Source organism: Streptomyces sp. ISL-43 (assembly GCF_018614195.1).
Taxonomy (GTDB): domain Bacteria; phylum Actinomycetota; class Actinomycetes; order Streptomycetales; family Streptomycetaceae; genus Streptomyces.
This window is the reverse complement of sequence record NZ_JAGGOT010000085.1, coordinates 11,925-27,069: the sequence shown is the minus strand read 5'-3', so window position 1 is coordinate 27,069 and position 15,145 is coordinate 11,925. Positions and strand designations below refer to the sequence as shown.

The window sequence follows — 15,145 nt, the reverse complement described above, 5'->3', positions numbered from 1 at the left end:
GCCGCGCTGTGTCTAATCCTTCGACGGGCACCGCACCGGCGCCCGCATGGGCATCCTCGGGAGGTCCTCATGTCAGACACACTCAGCCGCCCTACCGCAGGTGAGAGCCGTCCCGGCGCCGCAGGCAAGACTCTGCAGGGCCGCAGTGGCGCCGGGGCTGCGCCCGAGACGCGTGGGCGGACCACGATCGCCGACAGCGTGGTGGAGAAGATCGCGGGGATGGCCGCCCGCGAGGTGCCGGGCATCCACAGCCTCGGCGCCGGGATGGCCCGGACCTTCGGGGCCGTCCGCGACCGGGTCCCCGGCGGACGCCCCAGCGTGACGCGCGGGGTGAAGGTCGAGGTGGGCGAGCGGCAGACGGCCGTGGACCTCGACCTGGTCGTCGAGTACGGCGTCTCCATCGTGCAGGTCGCCGGCGACGTCCGCACCAACGTCATCACGGCCCTGGAACGCATGACGGGCCTGGAGGTCGTCGAGGTGAACATCGCCGTCGACGATGTTCACCTGCCCGACGAGGAGGAAGAACGGCAGGACACCGAGGACCGTGTGAAGTGAACATCCTGCCGCGGTTTGCAGCGGGCCGGGAGAAGCCGATCGGCATGAGATTCGGGTGAGTGCGATGAGCAGAGCGACGGTGGGCCTGCTGGCAGGTATGGCCCTGGGTTTCGCCGCCTACTTCGGCGGTTTCTGGGCCTTCCTCCTCGTGGCGGCCCTGGGCGCGATAGGCATGGTCGTCGGCCGCGTCCTGGACGGTGACCTGGACGTATCCGACTTCGTCCGGCCCCGGGAGCGGCGGTGACCACACAGCCCGTCCCTCCGCTCGACACACCGGCACACGCAGCCCGGCTCCCTGTACCGGCTGCCGAGCGCGGCGCGACCGTGATCCCCGACAAGGTGGTTGCCCGCATCGCGGCGCGCGCGGCAAGGGAGGCGCTGACGGGCCGGACGGGCACGGCCCCCGCACGTCTGGGGCTCGCCCCGCCCCGCGCCACGGTCGCGGTCAGCAGCGGAGCGGCCCGGCTGCAACTGTCCCTGGACTTGCCCTACCCGGTCGACATCGCTGAAGCCTCCCGTCTGGTGCAAAACCATGTCGGCGAGCGGGTGGCCCAGCTGACGGGCCTGCGCGTCACCGAGGTCACCTTGACCATCCAGCACCTGGTTCCCTCCAGCGGCCTGGAGCACAGACGGGTGCACTGAACCAGGCCAGCAGGCCACGGAAGGAGAGCCGGCATGACACGGGACCAAGACCCTCCCGCTGAGACGGGGCGGCCCGCCGCCATCCGGGCGGCGACGTCCCTGACGGTGGCGATGCTGGCCAAACAACCGCGAGAGGCCACGCAGCCCCAGCACAGCAGCACAGCGGACGATGGCGCACGCCCCTCGCGCCGCCTGTGGTCCGCCCGCCGGATACCCGCCGCGCTGACCGCCCTCGCCATCGCGGCCGGCGCCGGAATCCTGCTGTTCGACATCGTCATGGTGCGGGCCGGCCACCACGCCGCCGCCTGGCGAACCGGCCTCGCCCACGAACTGGCCACCCGTCCCCTGGACGACGTCTGGATGCTCACCGGCGCCGCCCTCACCGCCACCCTCGGCCTGTTCCTGGTCACCTGGGCTCTGACCCCCGGCCTGCGCCACCAGCTGCCACTGAACACCCCCGGCGGGCAGAACCCGGTGCGGGCCGTACTGGACCGCGACGCCGCCGCCCTCCTGCTGAGGGATGCCGCCCTGCGCGTCCCCGGCGTCAGCCGGGCCAGGATCCGGGTGCGCCGGCACCGGATCACGGCCCGCGCGGACATCCGCTTCCGCGACCCCGGCGAGGTCAAGACCGAACTCACCGCAGCTCTGCGCGAGCTGCGCGACCAGCTCGCCCTGGTCCACCCACCCCGAATCACCCTCCACGTACGCCAGGCCCGCAACTGACCTGCCCGCAACGCTCGAACCGGCCAGAAGGGAGGCGGAAAGGCCATGATGAGGCAATCCGCGGCCAACCGGATCCTGCTGGCTCTCACCGGCCTCGTCCTGCTCGCAGGAGGCATCCTCATCCTCGCCGGCGCCCTCGATCTCTACCGGCGCTGGCACCTGACGCCACCCGACGGCTGGCCCCTGACCACCCCCCACACCGTCCTGCTCAGCGCTGAAGACCGCACCCGTTGGACCGATCAGGGCTGGTGGTGGCCGGCAGCCATCGCTGCCTTGGCCGCCATCGTCCTGCTCGCCCTGTGGTGGCTGCTCGCACAACTGCGCCGAACCCGCCCAGGCCGCATGCCCATGGGAGGAACACCCCCGGCAGAGGGTGTAGAACTGCGCGATCACGCCCTCAGCGACGTGATCGCCGCCGACGCCCGCCAACTGCCCGGCGTCCGGCACGCACGGGTGCACATGACCGGCCAGCCCAACCATCCCGAGGTCCGCATCACCCTCACGCTCATCCCCGACAGCGAGCCCGCCACCATCCTGCAAGCCCTGCGCCACGGCGCCCTGGAACGCGCCCGCCAGTCCACCGGCTGGACCCAACTCCCCACCCAGGTCCGACTACAGGTCGCCCCACACAAACCCCACCGCGCCGAGTAGCAGCCCGAATCCACCGCTGCTCACCGCTCCGAAGGAAGGCCCCGGACGCGGGTCTGTACGGTCTTCGGCGCAACTCCCGATTTGAGTGACGTGACGGTCTCTGCTGAGGCGGTGGAAGGGCACGTAGTACTTGCCCTGCTCTCTGCCCCACCTTGGGAACTGCCGAGTGTGCCAGGGCCCGTCCATCGATCGGGCCACCCGAGCGCTCCTCTCCTCCGAGCGATGGTGGGCAGTTCCGTCCTGAAAGTGCGGTGGGGCGCGACTAATATCTGCCACGGCGGCGCGAGGATTTAGCGGTCAAGATGGGGAGCATTTCTATCGCTGCGGGCAGGGGAAGTTATTCAACGCACATAACCCGCCGCGGCGTGCTACTGTCGATCCTAGTTGCAGTTTTGGTACCCAAAAAACTTCAAGCGCCTCCTGCTGGCCATGTGCCGCACGGAAGCGCTTTGTATTTCCGGTCATTTCCGGGCAGGGCATCATCGCGGCGACACGGCGTCCGTACGGTACGGACGCCGGTGTACTGCCCTAAGGAGAAATGGCATGACTGCTGGCACCGTGAAGTGGTTCAACGCGGAAAAGGGTTTCGGCTTCATCGAGCAGGACGGTGGCGGCGCTGACGTGTTCGCCCACTACTCGAACATCGCCTCCCAGGGCTTCCGCGAGCTGCAGGAGGGCCAGAAGGTCACCTTCGACATCGCGCAGGGCCAGAAGGGCCCGACCGCCGAGAACATCGTCACCGCCTGACGCTGACGCGCATCTTGTAGCTGGGGCCCGCATCCCTCGGGGTGCGGGCCCCAGCTACATGTATTTCCGCAGTGATTTCTCCTGCCGGAACACCATCTCGAGGGACGCAGCCTCCTCTTCGGAGCCGTACCCGTCGATGCCCCGGATTCACTTCCGCGCATCCCCTTTTCGCCTGCGTCGACACGGATTTCCCGTGCGCCACGTTCGCTTTCGCATTCCATTCGGTCCGTGCCTGTGATTCCCCATGCTGCTCTTACGCTACGGAATTCCTCGATGCGTGCCGTGTCGAGGAAGGTTCTGAATGAACCCCACACGTACGAACAGCCGCTCTTCCCGCACCCGCCGGACCGGCGCCCCCGCTTTCGGCTCCGCAGCCGGTTCGACCCGGGGCAGTCGCTTCGGTTCGTCGTCCGCCCCGAGCCGTTCCGGGGGCCCGAGCCGCTCGGGTGGCTACGGCCGCCGGCCCGCCGCGGTCCAGGGTGAGTTCGCCCTGCCGAAGACGATCACCCCCGCGCTCCCCGCCGTCGAGGCGTTCGCCGATCTCGACATGCCCGGCGAGCTGCTGGCCGCGCTGAGCACGCAGGGCGTCTCCGTGCCGTTCCCGATCCAGGCCGCGACGCTCCCGAACTCCCTCGCGGGCCGTGATGTCCTGGGCTGTGGCCGTACCGGCTCCGGCAAGACCCTGGCCTTCGGCCTGGCCCTGCTGGCCCGCACCGCCGGACAGCGCGCCGAGCCCCGCCAGCCCCTCGCCCTGATCCTGGTGCCGACCCGGGAACTGGCCCAGCAGGTCACCGAGGCCCTCACCCCCTACGCCCGCGCCCTGGGCCTGCGCACGGCGACCGTCGTGGGCGGCATGCCCATCGGCCGCCAGGCCAGTGCCCTGCGCGGCGGCGCCGAAATGGTCGTCGCGACCCCCGGCCGCCTCAAGGACCTCATCGACCGCGGTGACTGCCGCCTCAACCAGGTCGCCATCACCGTCCTGGACGAAGCCGACCAGATGGCCGACATGGGCTTCATGCCCCAGGTCACCGCACTCCTGGACCAGGTCCGCCCCGAAGGCCAGCGCATGCTGTTCTCCGCCACCCTGGACCGCAACGTCGACCTCCTGGTCCGCCGCTACCTCACCGACCCCGTCGTCCACTCCGTGGACCCCTCGCAGGGCGCGGTCACCACGATGGAACACCACGTCCTGCACGTCCACGGCGCCGACAAGCACGCCACGACGACGGAGATCGCCGCCCGCGACGGCCGCGTGATCATGTTCCTCGACACCAAGCACGCCGTGGACCGCCTCACCCAGGACCTCCTCAACAGCGGAGTCCGCGCCGCCGCCCTGCACGGCGGAAAGTCCCAGCCCCAGCGGACCCGCACCCTGGCCCAATTCAAGACCGGACACGTCACCGTCCTGGTCGCCACGAACGTCGCGGCTCGCGGCATCCACGTCGACAACCTCGACCTCGTCGTCAACGTCGACCCGCCGACCGACCACAAGGACTACCTCCACCGCGGCGGCCGCACCGCCCGCGCCGGCGAGTCCGGCAGCGTCGTCACCCTGGTCACCCCCAACCAGCGCCGCGACATGACCCGCCTCATGGCCGCCGCCGGCATCGTCCCCCAGACCACCCAGGTCCGCTCCGGCGAAGAGGCACTCAACCGGATCACCGGATCCCAGACCCCCTCCGGCATCCCCGTCACCATCACCGCGCCGGTCTCCGAGCGGCCCAAGCGCAGCGCAAGCTCCCGCGGACGCCGCAGGCCCGCTTCGGCTGCCCAGCGCATGAGCCTGCGGCAGTCCGCCTTCGACGCGGCGGCCTGACAACCCAGTGATCCGGAAACTGACCCACCTCTGCAGGAGGCACGTGTTGACGCTGGTCCAGATGCAACGCCACCCGGCACACGCCAACCCCGCGCCCCGCACGGTGAACGACGCCATGGACGCGGCCGGCCCCCAGGTATGCGACGACATGACGGTCGAAGTGGCCATGGCCGTCATGGCCAGCGCCCGCGCCGGGCACCTGCTCGTCTGTGACGAGTACGGCGAGTGCACCGGACTGGTCACCCAAGCCCAGCTCGCCGCCCTCCACGACAGCGCCGCGTACACGGACCAGGTCCGCCTGCGCGCTGTTCTCGGCGACCGCGGGCCGTTCACCTCGCCCAGGACCACGATGGCCGAGGCCCAGCACGCGATGCGCTACCGCACGCTCGCTGTCCTGCCCGTCATCGACGATCAGGGAAGCGCTCTGGGCGTCCTCGCCCTTGCCCGCTGAACCGCCTCACCGCGACACGACCGTCCCCTTCTTCCCGTGAGGCATTCATGCGCTGTGTCATCGCCCGCTTCCCGTTCGACCTGACCAAGACCGGCGTCCTGGCGTCGATGAAGGGCGTCAAGCCGGAGCAGGTCATCGGCGAGTCCGTGATCATCGGCCGCCGTACCTACCCCCTCAAGCAGGTCGGTCAGGTCATCACCCGCCAGGACCGCCGCGACTTCAGCACCGGCGAAGTCCTCCGCGCCATGACCCAGCTCGGCTTCACCTGCCGCGGTATTCCCCGGGCCGCCGTGCCCACGCGTGTACTCAGCCCGCTCCAGCAGGCATCCGCGATGCTCGGCGTCCCTGTGACCGTCTGACAGACAGGGCCGGCGCGAGTCTGCACCCGAACGGCGAAAGGGCCCCACCGGCGCATGGCGGATTCCAGCGGTTGTCGCAACGCGTGGTCGGCTTGGTCAGGCGGCGAGTAGCTTATGCAGGCGCTCGGCTGGGGTTTCCCAGCCGAGCGTTTTGCGTGGGCGGCGGTTGAGCTGGTCAGCAACAGCTTCGAGGTGTTCAGCGGTGGGGACGGACAGGTCCGTCCCCTTCGGGAAGTACTGGCGGAGCAGGCCGTTCGTGTTCTCGTTCGAGGGTGTCTGAAGGATCGTGTAAGTCCGTGATGTGGCAGCCCGGCCCGGGGCTCGGCCTCGGGCTCTCGGGCCGGGCGGATCGGACGAGATGGTCGACGAGGTCGTCGAGCGGCTGCTCGACACAGCTGACGCCTCGGGGGCGGCCCTGCTGGGCGAGGGCGGGCTGCTGACGGAGATCACCCGGGCCGTGCTGGAGCGGGCCCTGGAAGCCGAGATGAGCGAACACCTCGGATACGAACGGGGAGACCCTGCAGGTCACGGATCGGGGAACTCGCGCAACGGAACTTCGCCCAAGACGGTCCTGACCGACGACGGCGCGGTCACACTGGCGGTGCCGCGGGATCGCAACGGCGAGTTCGAGCCGAGTCTGGTCCCGAAGAACGCCCGCCGCCTCGCCGGCTTCAATGACCGGATCCTCTCGTTCTACGCGCGCGGGATGAGCGTGCGGGACATCCGCTCCCACCTGGCCCAGATCTACGGGGTCGAGGTCAGCCCCGACTTGATCAGCAAGGTCACCGACACCGTCGTAGACGAGCTCGTGACCTGGCAGAACCGGCCCCTCGACCCGGTCTGGCCGATCATCTACATCGACGCACTGTGGGTGAAGATCCGCTCGGGCTCGGTGACCTCGAAGCCGGTCTACCTGGCCGTCGGCGTCGACATGGACGGCCGCAAAGACGTCCTGGGCCTGTGGGTCGGAGCCGAGGGCGAAGGCGCCACCACCTGGATGGCAGTGCTGTCCGAGCTGCGGAACAGAGGCATCGAGGACGTGTGCATCGTCGCCTGTGACGGGTCGAAGGGCCTGCCCGACGCGGTCACCGCGACCTGGCTGCCCCGTTCTTGTGCCCGGCCTGCGGCCCGTCAACCGCTTCGACGCGGTCCGGCTGATCAAGGGGGATCCGGTGAGGCGGGGCGGAGGGTTACCGACTGGCGGGGCTTTCCGCCTCTCCGCTCCGCCTCCGCAGTGTGGTCCTGTCACGTGCCGTGCCGATGGTGGTTCGCTTTCCGGAGGGCACTCTTGTGTGTTTCCGCAGCTTCGGGGGGTTGGCCTGCGCGGGCGCCGAGGTCGGTCGCCAGCAGCCGGTTGAGGGGGCTGGGGTTGCTGCTTTCGGCGTATTCGAGGAGGTGCAGGAGGGCGGTGAGTTCGCCCTGGCGGAGGTACAGGTGGGTGAGGGGGTCGGAGGCGCTGGAGGCCAGGGCCTGTCGCACCCGGTTGTCGTAGGCGCGTCTGTGCAGGTCGGCGAAGCGGAGCTGGGGTTCTTCGAACAGGCAGGGATGGTCGGGAAGGTAGGGGGCCAGGCTTTCCAGCAGTAGGGGAAAGACCTGGCGGTAGTGCGGCTGTTCTCTGCTTCCGGCCGTGGCGGGGGCGAGACGGAAAGCGTCGATGAAGGCCGTGACGATCCGGGGCGCGGGAAGCGGACCGGCTCCGGGCCACCGGGTACCGGACAGGTACCTGTCCGGTCCGTCGGCGGTGTAGAGACACCAGCCGGAAGTTCCGGCCCAGTGGAGCCGGCAGTCGCCCCCGCCGTACTGGTCCTGGAATGCCTGCGTGAAGGAGATGCCGGCCTCGACGTCGAGGTCCTGGCCGTTTGTGTCGCGCCAGGGACCGCAACTGTGAATGGCGGTCACCGGCAGACCCGCTTCCAGGAGGTGCTCGGCGACGGCAGCGGCGTAGTGGCCCGCCCGCCTCGAGAGCTCAGCTGACATCTGGGGACTGGTTTCGCAAGTCACGGAACTCTCTCTCCACTGTCGGGTTGGACGGCGATGTCGGCGTAGAACCTGCCCGGTGGGACGGGGAGCCTGCGCCGTGGGGGCGCGAGAGTCCGTCCCGGCTTCCAATCCCGGGGTCCGGCGGCCGGCGACGCTGCTCGGACGCTCGAACGGCCTCGCTGCTGGTGGCCATCCCGACCGCCCCGTGCCGCGTCTCGGTGGCGCCCCGGGTCACGGCGGTGCTGGCCGAAGCCGAGTATCTCGCTACCGGACACACGTGGAAATCTATCTTGGCCGGAGTAGACATTGGGTGGTGGTGTGGTTATGGTTTCTCTCGTAGCCCAGAGAGATCGCAGGGCCTGGCAGAGACGAACTGCCGGGCAGTAGTACTCGCAGTACAAGCAGTACCCGCAGTTGCAGTACGTAGGACGGTGCGGTGGTGGAGTTCCCGAAGCCAGGGTTGTCGTAGGACAGTGACGGGGCTGACGACCGGACCGGGTGGCCCGCAGTGATCAGGGGCCGCCACAGGCAGTACCGCAGTTGACGCAGTGGCAGTACCGGTAAATGCAGTTCGCAGTACCCAGCAGTGAAGTGAGTGGAGCAGTACCTCGGTGAAGGCGTCGGCTGCGGGCGCGCGCACCGGGAAGTTCGGCAGTGGGGTTCTAAGCCAGAGCAGATGCAGGATGGGCGACGGGGCTGGCTGCCGGAGAGTGGCGCTGTCACAGGTCACTGAGCAGTTCGCATCACCAGAAGTACGCAGTACCAAGTAGTGCAAGCAGTACAGCAGTAAGTGCAATACCTGGCAGTTGGCAGTGTCTCCCGTTTGGTAAGCAGTTGATCACCGAGGGATGAACGGAGGAGTTGAGGCGCCATCAAGGATCGCCCGGGCGGAGGTCTGAGTCCGGGTACCGCAGGACATCGATAGTGAGGTGGTCTCCGGTCGAGCAACCGCGATCCCCGCACAGTCCGTCCCCGATCGGACGGCTCTGTGGAAACAGAGGGCCGGCGCAGGACTAGGGTCGGCAGATGGTGTAGCAGTTCCTTCGGGGCCCTGGTGTCGTACGCACCAGGGCCCCTCCCCGTGTTCCGCCCCCCTTTTCCTCCACCTGTTTCGCAGTGAGGTGCGATGACAGCAGACGATTTGTTCGGCCGTCTCGACGACGACGGCTACCCCGCCTACACGATGGGCCGGGCCGCAGACCTGCTCGGCACCACCCAGGGCTTCCTCCGCGCCATCGGCGATGCCCGCCTGATCACCCCGCTCCGCTCCGAAGGCGGACACCGCCGCTACTCCCGTTACCAGCTTCGTCTCGCCGCCCGAGCCCGCGAACTCGTCGACCGCGGCACGTCCATCGAGGCGGCCTGCCGCATCGTGACGCTCGAAGTCCGGCTTGAGGAAGCGCAGCGCGTCAACGCCGAGCACGGTCGCTCAGTGCCCGAAGGGCGCCCACGGACAGCCGGCCTGAGGTGGTGGTGCCCGCCGTTCGCGGTGGGCACGCCCGCATATGCCGGAGGGGTGACGCGGGCTGGTTTCCTCTGGTGACGGGCCGTCGTGGGCGTGTAGCGTCTGGGTTAGCTGTCGTGGTTCGGAAGTTCCCTCTGCCCACGCCGTAGGCGTGGGTGTTTTGCTGTGCTGTGCCGCAGGAACCAGGGCGATCACCTCCGCCTTCCGCATGGTGCGGAAGGCGTTCATCGACTGGAAGGCATCAGATATGGCTACGGGAACTGTGAAGTGGTTCAACGCGGAGAAGGGCTTCGGCTTCATCGCCCAGGACGGCGGCGGCCCGGACGTTTTCGCCCACTACTCCGCGATCAACTCCTCGGGCTTCCGTGAGCTCCAGGAGGGCCAGGTCGTGACGTTCGACGTCACCCAGGGCCAGAAGGGCCCCCAGGCCGAGAACATCAACCCGGCCTAACCCCTGCCCACCCCGCCCCGGACCGTACGGCCGCCCACAGTTCCGGCCGGACAGCGGACGCCTGCGGTCTCGGTGGGATCCGGGGGATACCAGGTCAGGGCCGTGCAGCAGACGCTGCGCGGCCCTGACCCGTGTCGAGACCGGGTGCGGCGCGCCGCGGGCGTCAGCGGGTATGTCGCACGGCCCAAGCCCCGCTGGGGGTCTCACCGCAGCCCCTTGGTTGTCCGGCGCGTGCCGGGGAATGAGGGGGAACGATGCGAGTCGAGGAGGCCCCGGGGGCCTGGTTGCCGAGGATGAGGGGACAGATCGGTGAGCAGTGTGTGGATGTACGCGCAGGACAGCGGTTATATATTCCGCCAGTCGCTGGTGGGGTTCACCGTGGAGGCCGCTGACGGAGTCGTCGGGCACGTGGACCGCCAGCAGGACCAGCCCGGCATGCAGCACCTGGTGGTCGACACCGGCTTGTGGGTGCTCGGCCAGAGCGTCCTGATCCCGGCGGGTGCCGTCACCGTCATCGACACCGAAGCGCAGACGGTGAAGGTCGCACCGAGCCGGGAGCAGATCAAAGCCGCTCCCCGCTTCACCACCGACAGCGACAGCCGACCACCGTTATCTGTCCGCGGTCGGCAACTACTACCTCTCCCTGTGACGCCGAGCGGAGCCGGCTGCCCGCAGCCGGTCTCCCCGCGTACCGGCGGCAGGGAACCCTGGCTCTCATGGGACGCGGCCCGGCCTGAAACCGGATCGCTGTCCGGTCGTTGAACCGGGTGGGATGCACACCCGCCGCCCGGGAGACACCGAGCGCCCCCGGCGGCGTTGCCCCATGGCCCTGGCGCCTGCGCTCCGTCCCCGCCGCCTACGAGCGGCTGGACGGTTCATCGTGGGCGGCGATGTCAGCGTCGGGTGTCAGGGCCTGCAACGCGGCCTGGCCGACGGCGGACAGTACGGAGGGACCCGTCGTCCTCGACAGGGACCGTAAAACCGGGCCCGCTCCCGATACGCTGGACCAGCACCGAACCCAGGATGCCGGAGGCCTTCCGAATAGGGTGCTGCGGGAGAAAATTCGCGGCATCCGGAGGAATCCATACCGACCCGCTCGATCACCCGGACACCAGCAGTTCACGCTGGAGCGCGCTCGAGCCGCCCGGAGTCGGCCACGCGGAGGTTACGCAGATGCCCATACCCGCTACCGGCCCGCACGGCATCGACCAGGGCGTGGCGCAATCAGCCGGCGCCATCGTCGAACTCCTCGACCTCATGTGGGAGAACGCCCGCCAGGCCACCACGGCGGCCCCGGCCTCCACATCACAGCTCCGCCTGATGTACCTGGTCGGCCGCCAGCCCGTCACCCGGATGTGCGACCGTCTCGAAGCCCTCGGATTCATCCGGCGCCACGCCTGCCCGGACAGCGGCCGCGAGCTCACCCTCAGGTTCACCCCCGCTGGCGAGAACCAGCTCGCGCAGATAGGCCGGCGGGGCGAAGACAACCTTTCGCACGCCCTCGGCTCCATGACCGCGGACGGCCGCCGCGTTCGTTAAAGAACAGCCGCCCGTCACCCGCGGTGCCGAACGAATCGATGTGTTCCCGCCACAGAGCCACCAACTGCGGCGGTAGCGGCACCAGACGCGTGTCTCCGGCCGGCCGGTTCTTCAGTCCACGCTCGTCATGAACTCGTCCGGTGTCAGTCCACCTTGTGCCCGCCTGCGGCAGGGTGCGATGCAGCGTCACCTGACCCCAGCCCTCAGCAGGCAGGACGCAGTCAGGCAGGGCCACCGCAACGGCTTCGGCGGGGCGCAGCCCGGCGTAGTACATGCTGGCGAACAACCCGGCCAGCCGTCGCCCGCGTGCCCGCTTGTAGCCGCCCACGTAGGAGACGGCACAGAGCAGCGAGCGGGCCTGTGCGGGGTTGGCGACGACCCGCGGATCGACCTGCTGAACCGGCTCGGCCACGTGCCAGCTGATGGGAGCGAGCGGGTCACGGTGGAGCTTGCCTTGCTCCATGGCGTAGCGCACGGCGTTGACGAGGATCTTGTGCTTGTGTCGCTGCGTTTCGGCGGCTGCCACTGTGCCGTCCCTTTTGAGGCGCAGGGCTTCCAGCACAGCCCGCATCACTGCCGGATCCAGCAAATCCGCCAGCGGGCGTGAAGCGCCTTCTACCCAACGCAAGGCCAGGCAGGCGTCGGCTGGCATCCCACGAGGCTTCGGTCTGGGCACGACGAACGCGAAGTCCCGTAGAGCTCGCCGCAGCAACTGATCATCCGGACGTCGCGCGATGTCGCGGAACATCGCCTGGGTGATCGCGCACAGCGCGTCGTTGGTCTCGTCCCGGGTCTTCGCCGCAATCAGTGGCCATCGCATATCAAGGTATTGGAGCGCGAAGGCGTACCAGGTCAGGGTCGTTGCGCGTCTGCGGAGCGAGCCATGTGGTCTGCTCGGAGGGTCCAGTTCCTCGCCGCCGAGTTCCCGGAGTGCTGCGATCAGAGCGGAGCCCACGTGGTCAGCCAGCGACCGAGCGTCCACCGCTCGAGGTGCATGCAGGGCCATGCCAGGCGGCCGCGCGGTCACAGCCGTCCCGGTGCGGTACCTCTTCGGAACGCCATGTATCTGACGTGGCGCATTTCTCATGATGTCCACCACCCTTCTGAGCAGGTGAACGCGTCGAGCTCTCGCGGCCATGTCGCAGCGCCTCGGGTGCGCCTCCACCCTTACCCGGCCGCGGTGAGCGCCGCAGCCAGTGCACGGGCGCTCGCCGGGACGCCGTTGACCGGTTCGCCGTACAGGGGGTGGGCCTGGTCCAGGGTCGGCAGGAGGTTCGGGGCGCGGTCGGTGGGGGCGCGGTCCAGGACGGTGGTGCCCGTTTCGGCTTCCTGGGTGGGGGCGTAGCCGGCCGTTCGGAGGGCCGACAGCGTCTCGTCCGGCGGGGCGGTGGAGATCAGGACGGTGGGGGCGATGCGGCGCAGGCGGAGTTTGGACAGGGCGCGGGCCTGGGACACCTCGGCGATCAAGCCGGTGTCGTCCGAGCGGATGCAGCAGGCGGAGCGGACGACCTTGAGTTGTCCGTGGGTGCGGGCGGTGTCCTTGATCGTGTAGGCGAGCGGTTGTGGCAGCGCGGTGCCGCGCTCGCTCGCGGTGGTGAGGCGGTCGAGTAGTTCGTCCGCGCTCCAGCCGGCGTCCAGGGCCCGGCGTACGGAGGTCGCGGTGATCCGCCAGACCACGGCGTGCCCTTCGGACTCGATGTCGCCGACAGCGGAGAGCAGGTCTGCGAGGGCGGGCGCGGGCGCACCGGTGACGGTGGCGGTCAGGTCGCTCTGGAACCGGGCCGTCTCGCTGGGCTCGGGCAGCGCCGCGTACAGGTCCTCGCGCAGCGCGGTCACCGCCTGCGCCAGGGCAGGGCGCAGGGACAGGTCCTCGCCAAGGCCCTCGGAGCCGCGGGCGGACGGGTCCGTGCCCGCGCCGGGCACCGCCGGGTAGTGGTGGGCGGCTCCCGCCTCCAGCAGTCGGCACAGGGCCCGCCCGACGGGGGTGAGGGCGCCGTGGGCGACCACGCCGAGCAGGGCCGCCTCTGTCAGGGTGGCCATCAGGCGGTCGAGGACTCCGTCCAGGCCGGTCAGCTCCCCGGCGCCGTCTGCGGCCAGGTGGCCGCGCAGGGCGGGCTGGAACCACGCGGCCAGGGAGAGCAGTTCGGTGTATCCCAGCGCGTCCCCGGTCAACCCGTGTCCGTCGGGGAGGACGGCGAGCGCTCGTAGGACCCCGGTGCGCAGGGTCACGGCGTCCTCGTCCTGCGGGCTGACGAGCGCGACCGGGGTCTCGTCGGGGTCCGGCCAGTGGCTGAGCACTGCGGGGACGACAGCCCAGGCGGCCAGCAGAGGCAGCAGCTTGCCCGCTGCGGGGGCGGCGGCCCAAGCGTCATAGCGGTCGCTCGGCAGCAGCCGGGCGGGGGGCTTGGGGCCCTTGGAGTTCCGGCGGCCGCGGGGAGCGGGGGCCGGTTCGTCGTCCTGAGGCGCGGCCAGGCCGGCGTTGACCGCGAGGTCCAGCCACAGCCGGGTGTCGGCCTCATCGGCCCCGGCCGCCTTGGCCAGCCGCCGGATGTCCCGTACGGCGATCCCGCCCGCCTTGCGGACCGCGACCGGCTGGGCGGCCAGCGCCCGCAGTACCAGTTCGGCCCGCCAGGCGGCCGCCGCGGCGGCCGTGCCACCCTCACCCTCCCAGCCGGACGGCAGCGGCTCGGTGGCGGTGAACGGCTCTGGTTCCAGCTCGGGGCTGGGTGCCGCGCCCCCGTCACGGAGCGCATGGGCGACCTCGTACGGAAGCTCCACCAGGTCGAGACCGACGGGGACCAGTAGTCCGCGCACGGCCAGCCAGTCGGTGCCCTCGTCGCCGCTGCCGCCCTCCCGGAAGACGTACTTGGCGTCCGGGCCCGCGTACTGCGCCCCATACCGGCCGACGAAGCAGTGGGTGCGCAGCAGCGGCGGGCCGGGTACCAGGTGGTCCAGCAGCTCCAGCGCCCGGGCCGGGGCGTCCGCCACCAGTGCCCGCACCCCGGCGGGATCGGTGAGCAGGGCGATGATCAGCTCCTGGGCCTGGTCGCGGGTACGGGCCGTGCCCTCGCCGAAGAGGTGTGCGGCGATCCGTTTGACCTCGGGGGCGTTGTAGGCGTAGGTCAGCAGCCGGTTGGCGGTGCGCCCGTAGCCGTCGAACCCAGTGGCCCGGACGTGCAACAGCGGCGGCAGCGCCAGTTTCCCCTGGGGCGCGGGGAGCAACAGCGCGCGCTCCCGCAGTCGGGCGAGCGTGTGCTCCGCCCGCCGCCGCTTCTCCCCCGGCTCGAACCAGGCCAGTACGTCCCGCTCGGGCACCAGTCGGTCCGCGGGCTCCACCGCGGCAACGGGCTTCAGCTGCTGCCAGGGATACCGGGGCCCGTCCTCGGCCCCGCCACCGACTACGGGGCCGTGGCGCTCCAGGGCGACGGCGGCGATGGAGGCGAGCAACTCCAGTTCTCCGGCAGTGCCCGCCATCAGGCCCTGGCCCACCGACTCGTCGGTGAGCAGGTGTTCGGCGAGCTCGAGCAGGGTGGTGATCCGTCGGTACTCGGCGGCGAACGGCAGATCCCGCTCCTCCAGCAAGGCGGTCAGCCGCTCGGGATCCAGGGTGCCCAGCCATTTCGCGAGGGCGGTACGCGCATTCACCCGGCCAGGCTAGCGCCGTCCGGTCACCCCGCGGGGGTGAACCGGCCGCGTCCCCTCAGACCGCCGTGCTCAGTGCCGACGCAGGCGCCCGCCTCCGGGCCCGTCACCTTGCCGCCGCGCG

At 70.0% G+C, this 15,145-nt stretch carries 14 protein-coding genes and 3 pseudogenes; 14 read left to right on the top strand and 3 right to left on the bottom strand.

What is annotated here, in order from left to right:
- Positions 1-69: 69 nt before the first annotated feature.
- From J7F03_RS36840 to J7F03_RS36800, 9 genes are all read left to right on the top strand, one after another.
- A complete protein-coding gene (locus J7F03_RS36840) occupies positions 70-555 on the top strand; it encodes an Asp23/Gls24 family envelope stress response protein (protein WP_214957360.1) in 486 nt (161 codons plus the stop codon).
- Between the two features lie 64 nt (positions 556-619).
- Positions 620-799 (top strand): DUF2273 domain-containing protein, encoded by a 180-nt coding sequence (locus tag J7F03_RS36835; RefSeq protein ID WP_214957358.1) that lies wholly within the window; start codon positions 620-622, stop codon positions 797-799.
- Positions 796-1,197, top strand: a complete 402-nt coding sequence (locus J7F03_RS36830; protein WP_214957356.1) for an Asp23/Gls24 family envelope stress response protein — start codon at positions 796-798, stop codon at positions 1,195-1,197. Before J7F03_RS36835 ends, J7F03_RS36830 begins: the two co-directional genes overlap by 4 nt.
- A 33-nt stretch (positions 1,198-1,230) precedes the next feature.
- Positions 1,231-1,920 (top strand): DUF6286 domain-containing protein, encoded by a 690-nt coding sequence (locus J7F03_RS36825; protein ID WP_251073048.1) that lies wholly within the window; start codon positions 1,231-1,233, stop codon positions 1,918-1,920.
- A 45-nt stretch (positions 1,921-1,965) separates the two neighbouring features.
- Positions 1,966-2,571: an alkaline shock response membrane anchor protein AmaP gene (gene amaP, locus J7F03_RS36820; protein WP_214957353.1), complete on the top strand. Its 606-nt coding sequence runs from the start codon at positions 1,966-1,968 to the stop codon at positions 2,569-2,571.
- 543 nt (positions 2,572-3,114) lie between these two features.
- Positions 3,115-3,318, top strand: coding sequence for a cold-shock protein (locus tag J7F03_RS36815; RefSeq protein WP_214957352.1), 204 nt, complete (start codon positions 3,115-3,117; stop codon positions 3,316-3,318).
- 301 nt (positions 3,319-3,619) lie between these two features.
- On the top strand, positions 3,620-5,134 hold the full coding sequence (locus J7F03_RS36810) for a DEAD/DEAH box helicase (RefSeq protein WP_214957351.1): 1,515 nt from the start codon (positions 3,620-3,622) through the stop codon (positions 5,132-5,134).
- Between the two features lie 46 nt (positions 5,135-5,180).
- Positions 5,181-5,585: a CBS domain-containing protein gene (locus tag J7F03_RS36805; RefSeq protein ID WP_214957350.1), complete on the top strand. Its 405-nt coding sequence runs from the start codon at positions 5,181-5,183 to the stop codon at positions 5,583-5,585.
- A gap of 47 nt (positions 5,586-5,632) precedes the next feature.
- Positions 5,633-5,944 (top strand): SCO5918 family protein, encoded by a 312-nt coding sequence (locus J7F03_RS36800; protein ID WP_214957349.1) that lies wholly within the window; start codon positions 5,633-5,635, stop codon positions 5,942-5,944.
- 96 nt (positions 5,945-6,040) lie between these two features.
- On the opposite strand, the pseudogene J7F03_RS36795 reads toward J7F03_RS36800, so the two are convergent.
- Positions 6,041-6,223: pseudogene (locus J7F03_RS36795) on the bottom strand (transposase); the annotation flags it as partial.
- A 79-nt stretch (positions 6,224-6,302) separates the two neighbouring features.
- Here J7F03_RS36795 and J7F03_RS36790 point away from each other — a divergent pair.
- The 5 genes and pseudogenes from J7F03_RS36790 (at position 6,303) to J7F03_RS36770 (ending at position 11,379) form a co-directional block, all read left to right on the top strand.
- Entirely contained in the window at positions 6,303-7,436 is a 1,134-nt protein-coding gene (locus J7F03_RS36790; protein WP_251073047.1) for an IS256 family transposase, read from the top strand.
- A gap of 1,614 nt (positions 7,437-9,050) precedes the next feature.
- Positions 9,051-9,383, top strand: a pseudogene (locus tag J7F03_RS36785) (MerR family transcriptional regulator); the annotation flags it as partial.
- 253 nt (positions 9,384-9,636) lie between these two features.
- Entirely contained in the window at positions 9,637-9,840 is a 204-nt protein-coding gene (locus tag J7F03_RS36780) for a cold-shock protein (RefSeq protein ID WP_008735947.1), read from the top strand.
- A gap of 324 nt (positions 9,841-10,164) precedes the next feature.
- Positions 10,165-10,489: pseudogene (locus J7F03_RS36775) on the top strand (PRC-barrel domain containing protein).
- Between the two features lie 524 nt (positions 10,490-11,013).
- Entirely contained in the window at positions 11,014-11,379 is a 366-nt protein-coding gene (locus J7F03_RS36770) for a MarR family winged helix-turn-helix transcriptional regulator (protein WP_214957347.1), read from the top strand.
- On the opposite strand, the gene J7F03_RS36765 is transcribed toward J7F03_RS36770, so the two are convergent.
- Complete coding sequence (locus tag J7F03_RS36765) at positions 11,273-12,199, bottom strand: hypothetical protein (protein WP_214957346.1); 927 nt, start codon at positions 12,197-12,199, stop codon at positions 11,273-11,275. The two genes, J7F03_RS36770 and J7F03_RS36765, sit on opposite strands and share 107 nt — an antisense overlap.
- Positions 12,200-12,546: 347 nt before the next feature.
- Positions 12,547-15,024, bottom strand: coding sequence for a helicase-associated domain-containing protein (locus J7F03_RS42490; RefSeq protein WP_214957345.1), 2,478 nt, complete (start codon positions 15,022-15,024; stop codon positions 12,547-12,549).
- Between the last annotated feature and the right edge of the window lie 121 nt (positions 15,025-15,145).

Excerpts from the sequence above, each read along its gene's own strand:
- J7F03_RS36780 (WP_008735947.1), top strand. The coding sequence starts at position 9,637 with ATGGCTACGGGAACTGTGAAGTGGTTCAACGCGGAGAAGGGCTTCGGC.
- J7F03_RS36825 (WP_251073048.1), top strand. The coding sequence starts at position 1,231 with ATGACACGGGACCAAGACCCTCCCGCTGAGACGGGGCGGCCCGCCGCC.
- J7F03_RS36840 (WP_214957360.1), top strand. The coding sequence starts at position 70 with ATGTCAGACACACTCAGCCGCCCTACCGCAGGTGAGAGCCGTCCCGGC.
- J7F03_RS36835 (WP_214957358.1), top strand. The coding sequence starts at position 620 with ATGAGCAGAGCGACGGTGGGCCTGCTGGCAGGTATGGCCCTGGGTTTC.
- amaP (WP_214957353.1), top strand. The coding sequence starts at position 1,966 with ATGATGAGGCAATCCGCGGCCAACCGGATCCTGCTGGCTCTCACCGGC.
- J7F03_RS36790 (WP_251073047.1), top strand. The coding sequence starts at position 6,303 with ATGGTCGACGAGGTCGTCGAGCGGCTGCTCGACACAGCTGACGCCTCG.
- J7F03_RS36765 (WP_214957346.1), bottom strand. The coding sequence starts at position 12,199 with ATGCGATGGCCACTGATTGCGGCGAAGACCCGGGACGAGACCAACGAC.
- J7F03_RS36800 (WP_214957349.1), top strand. The coding sequence starts at position 5,633 with ATGCGCTGTGTCATCGCCCGCTTCCCGTTCGACCTGACCAAGACCGGC.
- J7F03_RS36810 (WP_214957351.1), top strand. The coding sequence starts at position 3,620 with ATGAACCCCACACGTACGAACAGCCGCTCTTCCCGCACCCGCCGGACC.
- J7F03_RS36770 (WP_214957347.1), top strand. The coding sequence starts at position 11,014 with ATGCCCATACCCGCTACCGGCCCGCACGGCATCGACCAGGGCGTGGCG.
- J7F03_RS36815 (WP_214957352.1), top strand. The coding sequence starts at position 3,115 with ATGACTGCTGGCACCGTGAAGTGGTTCAACGCGGAAAAGGGTTTCGGC.